Source organism: Palleniella muris (assembly GCF_004792655.1).
Lineage (GTDB): Bacteria > Bacteroidota > Bacteroidia > Bacteroidales > Bacteroidaceae > Prevotella > Prevotella muris_A.
In genome coordinates this window covers 109,943-123,707 of sequence record NZ_SRZC01000003.1, presented here as the reverse complement: position 1 = coordinate 123,707, position 13,765 = coordinate 109,943, and the positions used below count along the sequence as shown (strand labels likewise).

General features: G+C 43.9%; 14 protein-coding genes. 11 read left to right on the top strand and 3 right to left on the bottom strand.

Going from position 1 to position 13,765, the window contains the following annotated elements; all coding sequences use genetic code 11:
- Nucleotides 1-306: 306 nt before the first annotated feature.
- From E5358_RS02665 to E5358_RS02655, 3 genes are all read right to left on the bottom strand, one after another.
- Nucleotides 307-771, bottom strand: coding sequence for a peroxiredoxin (locus E5358_RS02665; protein ID WP_135938769.1), 465 nt, complete (start codon nucleotides 769-771; stop codon nucleotides 307-309).
- 73 nt (nucleotides 772-844) lie between these two features.
- Nucleotides 845-1,219, bottom strand: coding sequence for an OmpA family protein (locus tag E5358_RS02660; RefSeq protein WP_135938768.1), 375 nt, complete (start codon nucleotides 1,217-1,219; stop codon nucleotides 845-847).
- A gap of 179 nt (nucleotides 1,220-1,398) precedes the next feature.
- Nucleotides 1,399-2,229 carry a DUF5715 family protein gene (locus E5358_RS02655; RefSeq protein WP_135938767.1) on the bottom strand — a complete coding sequence of 277 codons (831 nt, stop codon included), beginning with the start codon at nucleotides 2,227-2,229 and terminating at the stop codon, nucleotides 1,399-1,401.
- A gap of 101 nt (nucleotides 2,230-2,330) precedes the next feature.
- Here E5358_RS02655 and E5358_RS02650 point away from each other — a divergent pair, with 101 nt between their 5' ends.
- The 11 genes from E5358_RS02650 to miaA all read left to right on the top strand — a co-directional run bounded on the left by E5358_RS02650 (nucleotide 2,331) and on the right by miaA (nucleotide 13,765).
- Nucleotides 2,331-3,278, top strand: coding sequence for a PhoH family protein (locus E5358_RS02650; protein ID WP_135938766.1), 948 nt, complete (start codon nucleotides 2,331-2,333; stop codon nucleotides 3,276-3,278).
- Nucleotides 3,262-4,215 (top strand): phosphoribosylaminoimidazolesuccinocarboxamide synthase, encoded by a 954-nt coding sequence (locus E5358_RS02645; RefSeq protein ID WP_135938765.1) that lies wholly within the window; start codon nucleotides 3,262-3,264, stop codon nucleotides 4,213-4,215. Before E5358_RS02650 ends, E5358_RS02645 begins: the two co-directional genes overlap by 17 nt.
- A gap of 80 nt (nucleotides 4,216-4,295) precedes the next feature.
- Nucleotides 4,296-5,036 carry a shikimate dehydrogenase family protein gene (locus tag E5358_RS02640; protein WP_135938764.1) on the top strand — a complete coding sequence of 247 codons (741 nt, stop codon included), beginning with the start codon at nucleotides 4,296-4,298 and terminating at the stop codon, nucleotides 5,034-5,036.
- A gap of 130 nt (nucleotides 5,037-5,166) precedes the next feature.
- Nucleotides 5,167-6,333: an AIR synthase-related protein gene (locus E5358_RS02635; RefSeq protein WP_277821138.1), complete on the top strand. Its 1,167-nt coding sequence runs from the start codon at nucleotides 5,167-5,169 to the stop codon at nucleotides 6,331-6,333.
- A 29-nt stretch (nucleotides 6,334-6,362) separates the two neighbouring features.
- Nucleotides 6,363-7,475 (top strand): peptide chain release factor 1, encoded by a 1,113-nt coding sequence (gene prfA, locus E5358_RS02630; RefSeq protein ID WP_135938763.1) that lies wholly within the window; start codon nucleotides 6,363-6,365, stop codon nucleotides 7,473-7,475.
- 54 nt (nucleotides 7,476-7,529) lie between these two features.
- Nucleotides 7,530-8,351, top strand: coding sequence for an orotidine-5'-phosphate decarboxylase (pyrF, locus tag E5358_RS02625; RefSeq protein ID WP_135938762.1), 822 nt, complete (start codon nucleotides 7,530-7,532; stop codon nucleotides 8,349-8,351).
- A 17-nt stretch (nucleotides 8,352-8,368) separates the two neighbouring features.
- Nucleotides 8,369-9,592 carry an HD domain-containing protein gene (locus E5358_RS02620; protein ID WP_135938761.1) on the top strand — a complete coding sequence of 408 codons (1,224 nt, stop codon included), beginning with the start codon at nucleotides 8,369-8,371 and terminating at the stop codon, nucleotides 9,590-9,592.
- Between the two features lie 80 nt (nucleotides 9,593-9,672).
- Nucleotides 9,673-10,707, top strand: a complete 1,035-nt coding sequence (gene lpxD / locus E5358_RS02615) for a UDP-3-O-(3-hydroxymyristoyl)glucosamine N-acyltransferase (protein ID WP_135938760.1) — start codon at nucleotides 9,673-9,675, stop codon at nucleotides 10,705-10,707.
- Nucleotides 10,707-12,092: a bifunctional UDP-3-O-[3-hydroxymyristoyl] N-acetylglucosamine deacetylase/3-hydroxyacyl-ACP dehydratase gene (locus E5358_RS02610; protein WP_135938759.1), complete on the top strand. Its 1,386-nt coding sequence runs from the start codon at nucleotides 10,707-10,709 to the stop codon at nucleotides 12,090-12,092. Before lpxD ends, E5358_RS02610 begins: the two co-directional genes overlap by 1 nt.
- 3 nt (nucleotides 12,093-12,095) lie before the next feature.
- Nucleotides 12,096-12,869, top strand: a complete 774-nt coding sequence (gene lpxA, locus E5358_RS02605; RefSeq protein ID WP_135938758.1) for an acyl-ACP--UDP-N-acetylglucosamine O-acyltransferase — start codon at nucleotides 12,096-12,098, stop codon at nucleotides 12,867-12,869.
- Nucleotides 12,869-13,765 (top strand): tRNA (adenosine(37)-N6)-dimethylallyltransferase MiaA, encoded by an 897-nt coding sequence (gene miaA / locus E5358_RS02600; RefSeq protein ID WP_135938757.1) that lies wholly within the window; start codon nucleotides 12,869-12,871, stop codon nucleotides 13,763-13,765. Before lpxA ends, miaA begins: the two co-directional genes overlap by 1 nt.

The following is a 13,765-nucleotide window of genomic DNA, read 5'->3' as shown; positions in this document are numbered from 1 at the left end:
ATGCCTGTTGTCTGTCTTGCCAACGTGTAAACTGAAACATCTTGTTTGCTTGCAAAATGATAGGAATAGCAGTGAATCTGCAAACATAAAAGTTGTCAAATGTTAAAATACGGTTGGTATGACAAAAGGTAACACTTGACTTGGCAAAAGGTAACGCTTTATATGATCAAGTGTTACCTTTTGTTATTCAAAGTATTACCTTTCACTGTGCTATCAAAGTGGGATAGTTTGGTTGTTTGCCCCCCCCACAAACAAACTTTATTTGCTCATCGGGTTAGGGGTGGATGCCATAGTTTTCTCTGTCTGTTACTCCTTATTGATATAATCCAGAACCTGTTCTGCATGGATTTTTGTCTTTATCTCTTTTGGGGAGAAGATTTTCTCTATGACACCATCTTCATTGACAAGATAAGTTGTGCGCAAAGTGCCGATGGTGCGTCTGCCACATGCCACCTTCTCACCCCAGCATCCGAGAGCCTGCAGAAGTGTTGTCTCTGTGTCCGCAATCAGTGGGAATTCAAGTCCTTGGGTCTCTGCAAACTTCTTTTGCAGTGACTCTTTGTCCTTGCTTACGCCGATGATAGCGTAGCCGGCAGCTTCAAGTTCCGCCTTATGAGCCTGCAAAGAGCAAGCCTCGGCAGTGCATCCGCTCGTGTTTGCCTTTGGATAACTATAGAGCACAATCTTACGTCCACGGTAATCGCTGCTCTTGATTTCATTGCCGTTCTGGTCTCTTCCGAGTATCTCCGGGATTCTGTCACCTACATTCATAATATTGTTGTTTAAGTTGTTTGTATAAATAACTGTTTGTTGGTTGTGCTTCTTTATTTCATGAAAGAATGCACTATTTATAGAATGATACATATTCGTTGAACTCCGGTTCATCGTATCTTGTACTTACTCCGACTCCTATGGCCACAAGCCGCTCAGCCGGAATGTTGTGCTTCTCTTCAAGATATTTCTTTACATTGGCAGCCCTCTCTTCGCATATAGAGTTGACATTGGCTACCGATGTTGCAGCACTTGTATATCCACCGATAATGATTTTCTTGTCAGGGTTTCTTGTCATATATTCTGCAATATTGGCTATTATCAGTTTCTGGGACTCACTTATGTTCACTGAATCCTTCTGGAAACGCACGGTTTTGTTCAGAGGTGTCTGTGCACCTGCGGCAAATATCATCATTGCAGCCGCGAAAGTCATTATTGTCCTTTTCATATGGTTTTATATATTTGGTTTAACGGCTGCAAAGGTAGTCATTTTTTGCGTGACATGAAATTTTTCTTTTTCATTATAGGCTATATTACTGAACATTAAAGAAATTTGGCATACAAAAATAAAAGATGAAAATTGTTAATGAAAAACAATCTCCATCTTCTGTTTCTTGTTGTCCTGCTTCATCTTACCGTGACATGGAAGCACCCCTGCTTCACCTCGTATTTTATATAGCACCGCCCTGCCTCACGGAAATCCCTCAGCACTTCGGAAAGAATCCATTTGAGAGTGTCGTTCTGCACTTCACGGCGGAAGCCCTGACGAGGGTCGTAGACGGTCTTGTAACGGTTTTGTGCTATGTCGAATGTCGTGCCGTAAAGGTGGCAGGAGTTGTCCGTTGCATTGATGTTCCGCTTTTGCAGCTTGCCAATATCCTCACGGGTGCGCAGCACACTGGTGATAAGGATTTTGTGAAACGGTATGCCTTTTACGTACAATGAGTCAAAATAAGCTCTGCCAATGTCGTTCAGCAGTGTTGACGCCCGTGGCACAAGATACGGTATGCTGCTCTTCAGGTTGTCAACATAGAAATATGGATTCGCCCCGATATATACCAGTTCCGACATCCTTTTCTCAGCATCAAGGCGATTGGTGACAGGCTTTACTCCCCATTTCTCTGCTTCGGAGAGGTGGACAGCCTGGCTGTCAGGGAAACAGTCCTTGAATCTTGGCACAGAGTAGATTGGGTGAGGAACAAATGCTTTGTCGTATGTTACGGCAGGTTCCGGGCTATGGACGTATTGCGTTGCAGTCGGAATGTTGCCGACGATGTCACGGGTCGTTATCGTATCTGTCGTGGATGCTCCGCCATGGCCTCCTGCCATTGCCAGGGAGTCCTTCTGCATGCGCTCTGTTTTGGTCATAGCCACTTCAGGACAGGCACACCTGAATAATGCAAGCACAACAACCACAATACCAAAGACCTGCAAATATAAGGATTTTGATACTTTCATTCTTAAAGTTTATTTAATTCGGAGCACAAAGTTAAGGAAAAAGATTGAAATCTGTAAACTTTTTTGTAACTTTGCAGGGAATTTTTAAGATTTAATAAAGGTTGATAGAGAAACATATCATAATAGAAGATGTTGACCCTGTAATGTTCTATGGGGTTGGCAATGTTCATTTGCAGATGTTGAAATCCCTGTTTCCCAAACTGCGTATCAATGCCCGTGGCAATGTCATCAAAGTGCTTGGGGATGAGGAGGAAATGTGCCAGTTTGAGGAGAACATAGAGACGATGCGCAAGCATTTGATAAAGTACAATTCTATCAACGAGGAGGATATAATCGACATTGTCAAGGGAAAGCAGACGAAGGCTGACGCTGTGAAAGGCGTTGTGTGCTACAGCATTTCAGGTCGTCCGATAAAGAGCCGTTCTGCCAACCAGCAGAAACTGATAGAGGCGTTTGAAAGGGATGACATGGCATTTGCAGTCGGTCCGGCAGGAACAGGCAAGACATATCTGTCCATAGCCCTTGCAGTAAAGGCATTGAAGGAGAAGCAAGTGAAGCGGCTTATACTCTCCCGCCCTGCTGTTGAGGCAGGAGAAAAACTGGGATTCCTGCCAGGAGACATGAAAGATAAGATTGACCCATACCTCCAACCGCTTTATGACGCGCTTGAGGACATGATTCCTGCGACCAAACTGCAAGACATGATGGACAAGCACATCATACAGATTGCTCCGCTTGCCTTTATGCGAGGAAGGACGCTGAATGATGCTGTGGTGATACTTGATGAAGCTCAGAACACGACAACGGCACAGATAAAGATGTTCCTGACACGCATGGGATGGAACACAAAGATGATTATCACAGGCGATCTCACTCAGATTGACCTGCCAAGGAATGCTCGTTCCGGTCTCGGCGAGGCATTGAAGATACTTGAAGGGGTTGAGGGAATTTCAATAATCAATCTTGACCAGAGCGACATTGTGCGCCACAAACTCGTTACAAGAATAGTAAACGCATTTAACAAATACGACAATGAAAGCATTGACTAAGACAGATTTCCGGTTTGCCGGACAGAAAAGTGTGTATCACGGCAAAGTGCGCGATGTGTATAACATCGACGATGATTTGATGGTAATGGTTGCCACAGACCGTATTTCGGCATTTGACGTAATCCTTCCAAAGGGCATTCCTTTCAAAGGACAGGTGCTGAATCAGATTGCAGCGAAGTTCCTTGATGCAACCAGTGACATTTGCCCTAACTGGAAACTTGCCACTCCGGACCCTCAGGTCACTGTCGGATTGAAGTGTGAAGGCTTCCGTGTTGAGATGATTATCCGTGGCATACTCACCGGTTCTGCATGGCGCGATTATCAGAAGGGATGCCGTGAAATCTGCAGTGTGAAACTGCCGGAGGGAATGCGTGAGAACGAACGTTTCCCTGAACCGATAATAACCCCAACTACAAAGGCTGACGAGGGTCATGACCTCAACATTTCCAAGGAAGAGATTATCGCACAAGGAATCGTGTCTGCTGAGGACTACGCTGTAATGGAAGACTACACACGCAAGCTTTTTGCACGTGGTCAGGAGATTGCCGCTAAGCAGGGGCTCATACTTGTAGACACAAAATATGAGTTCGGAAAGCGTGACGGCAAGGTTTATCTTATTGACGAAATCCATACACCGGACTCTTCACGTTATTTCTATGCTGACGGTTATGAGGAGAAGTTCGAGAAAGGCGAGCCGCAGAAGCAGCTTTCAAAGGAGTTTGTACGTCAGTGGCTTATAGAGCATGACTTCATGAACGAGCCTGGACAGACCATGCCTGAAATCACAGATGAGTATGCGGAAAGCGTGTCCGAGCGTTATATCGAACTCTACGAAGGCATTACCGGTGAGAAGTTCGACAAGGCTCAGGATGTCAGCGACATCAATGACCGCATAGAGAAGAACGTTTCCGCATATCTTGCGTCCCGTAAAGGATAAGTGGTTGCCAACGGTGGAAACTACGCTATAAGCCGATTTGTGTATTTCGTAACATAAATTCAGAAACTCATTTCACAACGATGGATAAATATGGAATTATAGGGCATCCTCTCGGACACTCTTTTTCTCCTGGATTTTTCAATGAAAAGTTCTTGAACGAGAATATCGATGCTGTCTATGAGAAGTTTGACCTTCCGCAGATAGAAGCGGTCATAGAGGTTCTGGCATCCAATCCGGAACTACGCGGACTGAATGTCACTATCCCATACAAGCAGCAGATAATGCAGTATCTTGATGAGTTGAGTGATGAAGCACGCGAGATAGGAGCGGTAAATGTTGTACGAATCTCTCACAATAATGGTACGGTGTACATGAAGGGCTATAATAGTGATGTCATTGGATTCACACGCTCAATAGAACCGCTGTTGGAGAAATATCACAAAAAGGCTCTTATCCTTGGTACCGGTGGAGCCTCAAAGGCCGTGGAATATGGCTTGAAGAAACTTGGCATTGAGATTGTGAAGGTCAGCCGTTATGAACGTCCGGACACTATACAGTATGATAAAATCACTGCAGATGTTATCAAGGAATACAATGTCATCGTCAACTGCACTCCGGTGGGAATGTATCCTAATACGGAGGAATGTCCGCAACTCCCGTATGAAGCTATGGACAGCCATACTCTGCTTTATGACCTTGTATATAATCCGGATGAAACCCTTTTCATGAAGAAGGGACGTGAAAGAGGTGCCGTTACGAAGAACGGGCTTGAGATGCTTCTGCTTCAGGCGTACGCTTCTTGGGATTTCTGGAATGAATAAATGAAAAAGGAAGGATAAAAGTCCGAATATATTGACGGCTGTGTCCTTCCGTTTTCCGTATTTCATACAAGTGGCTTAAAATAAAAAGAAAAGAACGTATTTTGTTAAATACACTATATTCAAAAGACAAATGAGTAATAATCGTTATATGATGCGCGGTGTGAGTGCCGCAAAGGAAGATGTGCATAACGCTATCAAGAACATTGACAAGGGAGTGTTCCCACAAGCTTTCTGTAAGATAATCCCGGACATTCTGGGCGGTGACCCAGAATATTGCAACATAATGCATGCCGATGGCGCAGGCACAAAGTCATCCTTGGCATATATGTACTGGAAGGAAACCGGAGATATTAATGTCTGGAAAGGCATTGCACAGGATGCTATTGTGATGAATACCGATGACCTCCTTTGTGTAGGTGCTGTTGACAATATCCTTGTCTCATCAACCATCGGACGAAACAAGATGCTTATCCCGGGTGAGGTTATCTCTGCTGTCATCAATGGCACAGACGAACTTCTTTCTGAAATGCGTGAAATGGGTGTCGGCATCTACCCTACCGGCGGCGAGACTGCCGATGTAGGCGACCTTGTACGTACAATCATTGTGGATTCTACCGTGACTTGCCGCATGAAGCGCAGTGATGTCATTGACAACAAGAACATACAGCCAGGCGATGTGATTGTCGGTCTGTCATCATGTGGTCAGGCTACATACGAGAAGCAATATAACGGCGGAATGGGTTCAAACGGTCTCACTTCTGCCCGCCATGATGTGTTCTCAAAATATCTTGCAGAGAAATATCCGGAATCTTACGACCGGAAAGTTCCTGATGAACTTGTATATTCCGGCACAAAGAAGCTCACCGATGCAATAGAAGGACTTGGAGTTGACGCCGGCCAGCTTGTGCTTTCACCAACACGCACTTACGCTCCTGTAATCAAGAGAATCCTTGACGAACTGCGTCCGGAGGTTCATGGCATGGTACACTGTACAGGCGGAGCGCAGACAAAGGTTCTTCATTTCGTGAGTGACAACTGCCGTGTCATAAAGGACAACATGTTCCCTGTGCCTCCTCTCTTCAAGATGATTCATGATGAAAGCGGAACGGATTGGAAAGAAATGTATCAGGTCTTCAATATGGGACACCGTATGGAAATTTATGTCCGCCCTGAGATAGCAGAGCAGGTTATTGCAATCAGCAAGTCGTTCAACATTGATGCACAGATAGTTGGTCATATTGAGGAAGGCCAGAAATCGCTTACAATCAAGTCGGAGTTCGGCGAGTTCAATTATTAAGATTTTATAAAAAACAACCAAGTGTTAATATGACAGAAAATAATAGCATATTACAGAAACTTGATGGCTTGGAGGCACGATACGAAGAGGTTTCCACACTGATAACCGACCCGAATGTCATCGCCGACCAGCAGCGTTATGTCAAGTTGACACGCGAATATAAGGATCTTGAGGACATCATGAAGCTCCGCAAGCAATACGTTGATTGCCTTGAAGGAATTGCCGAAGCAAAGGATATAATCATGAACGAGTCTGACGCCGACATGAAGGAGATGGCTCGCGAACAACTTGCGGAGAATGAAACGTTGATGCCGGAACTGGAAGAGAACATCAAACTGGCTCTCATTCCAAAAGACCCGGAGGACGCGAAGAATGTGGAAATGGAAATCCGTGCAGGTACAGGTGGTGACGAGGCGTGTCTGTTTGCCGGAGATTTGTTCAAGATGTACAAGTCCTATTGCGAGTCAAAAGGATGGAACCTCTCTGTTACTGATGTCTCAGAGGGTGCTGTCGGCGGATTCAAGGAAATCGACTTTGCCGTTTCCGGCGAGAATGTCTATGGCATTCTGAAATATGAGTCCGGTGTCCACCGTGTTCAGCGTGTGCCTGTGACAGAATCCAATGGTCGTATGCAGACAAGTGCTGCCACTGTTGCCGTACTCCCGGAGGCAGAAGCGTTTGACGTTCAGATTAATGAGGGCGAGATAAAATGGGATACATTCCGCTCATCAGGTGCCGGCGGTCAGAATGTCAACAAGGTGGAATCCGGTGTCCGCGCCCGCTATATGTGGAAGAATCCGAACACAGGCGAAACGGAAGAAATCCTTATCGAATGTACTGAGACGCGCGACCAGCCGAAGAACAAGGAAAGAGCACTTGCCCGTCTGCGCACTTACATTTATGACAAGGAACACCAGAAATATCTTGATGATATAGCCTTACGCCGCAAATCCCTTGTATCTACAGGCGACCGCTCTGCGAAGATACGCACATACAATTTCCCGCAGGGACGTGTCACCGACCACCGTATCGGCTTTACCACCCATGACCTTCAAGGTTTCCTTGGTGGCAACATTCAGGACATGATTGACGCTCTCACTGTTGCGGAGAATGCAGAACGCATGAAGGAAGCAGAACTGTAAGCCGTTGGCAGACAAAATGATTCACATATAAATCAATAAAAACAAGATACAGACATGACAAGAGAAGAGCTGGTAGCACAAATAGCAAAGAAGAAAAGTTTTCTCTGCGTAGGACTTGATGTTGACTTGAACAAGATTCCTGAACATCTGCTGAAAGAGGAAGACCCGATTTTCGCTTTCAACAAAGCCATAATTGATGCCACTGCACCATATTGTGTAGCCTACAAGCCGAATCTCGCATTCTATGAAGCGTTCGGAGTAAAAGGCATTCAGGCTTTCGAGAAGACAGTGAGCTATCTGAAAGAGAATTATCCGGAGCAGTTTGTCATTGCTGACGCAAAGCGTGGCGACATAGGCAACACATCAAAAATGTATGCAAGGACTTTCTTCGGAGAATATAATGTTGATGCGCTCACAGTTGCTCCATATATGGGGGAAGACTCGGTGACACCATTCCTTGATGGATATGATGGCAAATGGGTTATCCTGCTTGCATTGACATCAAACAAAGGCTCCTTTGATTTCCAATTAACAGAAGATGAAAATGGAGAGCGATTATTTGAGAAAGTCATAAAGAAGTCCCGGCAATGGGGCAATGATGAGAATATGATGTATGTGGTAGGTGCAACTCGTGGTGAGATGTTCAAGGACATTCGCAAGGTAGCTCCGAACTCATTCCTTCTCGTTCCCGGCGTAGGCGCACAGGGAGGCTCTCTTGAGGAAGTATGCAAATACGGCATGATAAAGGATTGCGGCCTGCTTGTCAATTCCTCACGTGGAATCATCTATGCTTCCAACGGAACGGACTTTGCTGAGATTGCTGGGCAAAAGGCAAAAGAACTGCAAGCAGAAATGGAGGCACTGCTGCAATCATAACGATTAACCGGAAATTGATGAAAATAATCAACGACCCTGTCCATGGATTCATAAAGATACCAAAAGGGCTGCTCCTACAAATAGTCCAACATCCATTGATGCAACGACTTACACGTATCAGGCAATTAGGGATGTCGAGTTTTGTGTACCCAGGAGCACAACATACAAGATTCCAACACTCGATAGGTGCATACCACCTAACGAGTGAGGCTGTTCATGCCCTTACACAAAAAGGTATATTCATTTTTGATTCTGAAGCAGAAGCCGTTGAAGCCGCAATTCTAATGCATGATATTGGGCATGGACCATTCTCTCATGTATTGGAAAACACTTTGATTTCTGGAATATGCCATGAAGACATTTCTTTGAAGATGATGGAGCAAATCAATCATGACCTTGGTGGTCAACTGAATCTTGCTTTGTCAATCTTCAAGAATGAGTATCACAAGCATTTCTTACACCAGCTAATATCGTCACAGTTGGATATGGACCGCCTTGATTATCTTAACCGTGACTCATTTTTTACAGGTGTGCAAGAAGGGGTTGTCGGTGGTGCAAGAATTTTGAAAATGCTTAATGTCATTGAGGATGAGCTTGTAATAGATGAAAAAGGAATATATTCCATTGAAAACTATCTGACATCACGTCGCTCTATGTATTGGCAGGTTTATCTTCATAAAACAGTTGTCGCTTGTGAGAAGGTTCTTGTCAATCTACTCTTACGTGCCAAATATTTAGCTAATAATGGTGTGGAATTGTTCTGTTCCCCATATCTTAGATATTTTATATATAACAATATAAATAAGGATATTTTCGAGAAAGATTCGCAAGCATTGTACAACTATGCCATGCTTGATGATAATGACATTTGGTCTGCGGTAAAAGTCTGGGCAAATCATGATGACAAGATACTTAGCATGCTGGCTAACGCTCTAATCAATCGCAAGCAGTTTAAGGTGGAAATTCATGACGAGATAATCTCTGAAGAATACATTGCAAACATGCAGCAAAGGTTAGCGGAGCGTTGTGGCGTATCACAAGAAGACACAAAATATCTGTACAGTGTAGATTCTGTCAAAAAGAACATGTACGACATAGACGGAGAGAGCATCAAGGTTCTTTCGAAGGATGGTTCCACAGAAGATATTTGCAAAGTCTCAGACCTTCTTAATGCTGCGCTATTATCACGTCAAAAACCGAAATATTATCTATCTTACCATAGGGCTATCGCCAATGAATAATGTAAAACGCTGAAAACATTATCAAATTCTTTGTAAATACAAAAACTTTTTGTATTTTTGCAAAAATTATAAGTTCAAATATGGAATTCACAGCAAAACAAATAGCAGAGTTTATCCAGGGACATGTAGAAGGTGACGATAATGCTACCGTAAACACATTTGCCAAGATAGAAGAAGGTAAGCCTGGGGCAATCTCATTTTTATCAAATTCAAAATATACACATTATATTTATGAGACGGAAGCGTCTATTGTACTTGTAGATGACAGCCTTAAACTTGATAAAGAGGTTAGCTGCACGCTGATTCGTGTAAAGAGTGCTTATGAGGCAGTTGCCAAGTTGCTTCAGCTTTATGAGTCAATGAAGCCTAAAAAGAAAGGCGTCAGTTCGCTTGCTTTCATTGATTCAACAGCCAAAATTGGAGAAGACTGCTATATAGGTCCTTTCGTGGCTATAGGTGCAAACGCAACCGTTGGTGACGGTTGCATACTTCATCCTCATGTAACTGTTAGTGATGGTGCAGTCATTGGTGAAGATACAGAAATACATAGCAATGCCGTGATATATCATGGATGTAAAATCGGAAAACGTTGCATACTTCATGCCGGTTGTGTTGTCGGTGCTGACGGATTTGGGTTCGCTCCGTCAGAGAATGGATACGACAAGATTCCGCAAATCGGCATAGTGACCATTGAAGACGATGTTGAAATCGGCGCAAACACTTGTATTGACCGTTCAACAATGGGCTCGACATTTGTGCGTAAAGGCGTGAAACTTGACAATCTTGTGCAGATTGCCCATAATACTGATATCGGTGCAAATACAGTGATGTCAAGCCAAGTCGGTGTTGCCGGTTCGACAAAAGTCGGAGAATGGTGCATGTTCGGCGGTCAGGTAGGTGTTTCTGGACATATCACCATTGGCAACAAAGTCATGCTTGGAGCACAATCAGGAGTTCCCGGTTCCATTAAGGATAATCAGCAGCTTATCGGCACGCCTCCTATGGAAATGAAACCTTATTTCCGTTCCCAGGCAATCTTCAGAAGACTTCCTGACATATATAAAGAATTGAACGAGTTAAGAAAAGAAATTGAGGCACTCAAATCTAATAAGTAATGTCTAAGCAGAAAACACTAAAAGGAAGTTTTTCCCTTTGTGGAAAAGGACTTCATACAGGATTACACCTTACCGTGACCTTTAATCCTGCCGCTGAAAATACCGGCTACAAAATTCAACGTATTGATATAGAAGGTGAACCTATCATAGAGGCTGTTGCAGAGCGTGTCGTTGACACTCAGCGTGGTACAGTAGTTGGAAAGGGTGATGTTTATGTCTCTACAGTAGAACACGGTCTTTCTGCACTCTATGCACTTGGTATAGACAATTGCCTAATCCAAGTCAACGGACCGGAATTTCCTATTTTGGATGGTTCTGCTGCTCCTTATGTCGAAAAAATAAACGCAGTAGGCATCGAAGAGCAGAATGCGCCAAAGGATTACTATATCATACGCAAGAAAATAGAAGTAAAGGACGAAGAGACAGGCTCATGCATAACGATTTTCCCTGACGAGGAATTCTCTATCACTGCCATGTGTTCTTTTGACTCAAAGTTCATAAGCAGTCAATTCGCGACTCTTGATCACATGGACAATTATGTGGAGGAAATATCAAAAGCTCGTACATTCGTTTTTGTGCGTGACATATTCCCACTGCTGCAAGCCGGTCTCATCAAAGGTGGTGACATGGACAATGCCATCATCATCTATGAGCGCGAACAGTCACAAGAACAAGTTGACACACTTTGCAATACACTTGGAGTGCCACGCATTGATGCGACAAAGCTTGGGTACATCCAGCACCGCCCTCTTGTATGGGACAACGAATGCACTCGTCACAAACTTCTTGACATCATAGGTGATATGGCACTCATCGGCAAGCATATCAAGGGAAGGATTGTGGCGACACGTCCGGGACATACAATCAACAACAAGTTTGCGCGCTTGATTCGCAAGGAAATAAAGAAACATGAGATTCAGGCGCCGATATATGACCCGACAACAGAACCTGTGATGGACGTCAACCGCATCCGTGAACTCCTGCCCCACCGTTATCCGATGCAGTTGGTCGACAAAGTTATAGAACTTGGTCCTAATTCGATTGTTGGTTTGAAGAATATAACCACTGATGAGCCATTCTTCACAGGACATTTCCCTAACGAGCCTGTAATGCCGGGAGTGCTGCAGATTGAGGCCATGGCACAGTGCGGAGGACTGCTTATTCTCAACACACTTGAGAATCCTGAAAGCTGGTCAACATATTTCTTGGCTATAACGGATGTGAAGTTCAAGAAAAAAGTTGTTCCGGGGGACACTTTGTTGTTCAGAGTGGAGCTCTTAGGACCGGTACGCCATGGAATAGCGACAATGAAAGGCTACATGTTCGTTGGCGACAAGGTTGTCAGTGAGGCAACATTCACTGCTCAAATAATAAAAAACAAATAGTATATGGCAAACCAAATCAGCCCTATGGCTTATGTTCACCCGGATGCAAAGATAGGTGATAACAATATTATCGGTCCTTTCTGCTATATTGATGCCGATGTCATTATTGGCGACAATAATAAGATGCAGAATTCTGTAACCTTGAACCAAGGTACAAGAATGGGGTCAAACAATGAGATTTTCCCAGGTGCGAGTATCTCTACAAAACCTCAGGACCTCAAATATAGAGGCGAGGCTACAATCTGTGAGATTGGTGACAACAATTCCATTCGTGAGAGTGTGACCATATCTCGTGGCACTGCAAGTAAGGGGAAAACCAAAGTGGGTTCCAATAACTTGCTTATGGAAAATATGCATATTGCACATGATTGTGTCATAGGAAATTATTGTATTATCGGCAATTCCACAAAATTTGCCGGTGAGGTCGTTGTTGATGACTTTGCGATAATCTCAGCAGAATGCCTGTTCCACCAATTCACGCATATTGGAGGTTATGTCATGATTCAAGGAGGAAGTCGCACCAGTCAGGACATTCCACCTTATGTTATTGCAGGCAAAGAGCCAATCCGCTTTGCCGGACTCAATCTTGTAGGTCTGCGTCGCCGTGGTTTCTCAAACGAGACAATAGCATCCATACGTGAAGCTTACAATAAGATTTATGCGAAAGGCATTCTGAAAGAAGGAATCCAAGAAGTCAAGGACACAATGGAAGTTACCAAAGAAATACAATACATCATTGATTTCATTGAGACCGCCCAGCGTGGCATACTAAGATAATGCAAACACTTGTTGTCATACTCGGATCAACAGGTGTAGGCAAGACTGATTTGTGCATAAATATTGCAAAGCACCTTGGCTGTGAGATAATAAACTGCGATTCACGGCAGTTCTTCCGTGAAATACCAATAGGCACTGCCGCACCTACTGCTGAACAACAGCAGCGGGTGCGGCATCATTTTGTTGGTAATCTGTCTGTTGATGATTACTATTCCGCTTCGGAATACGAACAAGATGTTCTGCGTTTCCTTGAAAAGCAAGATAAGGATGCGACCTTTCTGCTTACAGGCGGTTCAATGATGTACCTTGATGCAGTATGCAATGGCATAGACGAAATGCCGACTATTGAAGAGTCAATCCGCATCAAACTGAAGACCCGATTAGAGGAAGAAGGGCTTGAGCCTCTTGTAGCAGAACTTCATGAACTTGACCCAATGCACTGGAATACAGTGGACAAAAAGAATCCGCGGCGCATACTCCATGCCCTTGAAGTTTGTCTTCAGACAGGTAAGCCCTACTCTTCTTTTATGACAAAAGAGAAACCAAAGCGACCGTTCAAAGTCGTCAAAATCGGTCTCACACGACCACGTAGGGAACTCTTTGGTCGTATCAATGAACGAGTGGTTCAAATGATTAAAATGGGTTTGGAAGAAGAGGCACGCAGCGTTTACCACAAACGTGGACTCAATTCATTGAACACTGTTGGATATAAGGAGATGTTCTCCTATTTTGATGGGAAAATAACAAAAGAAGAAGCTATACGCAAGATACAGTCAAACTCCCGTCATTACATGAAGAAACAGGAAACATGGTTCAAGAGGGACAAAGATATAAAATGGTTTAACCCAAAGGAATATAAAGAAATCATAAATTATATAGACATCTCTCTTAAGTAA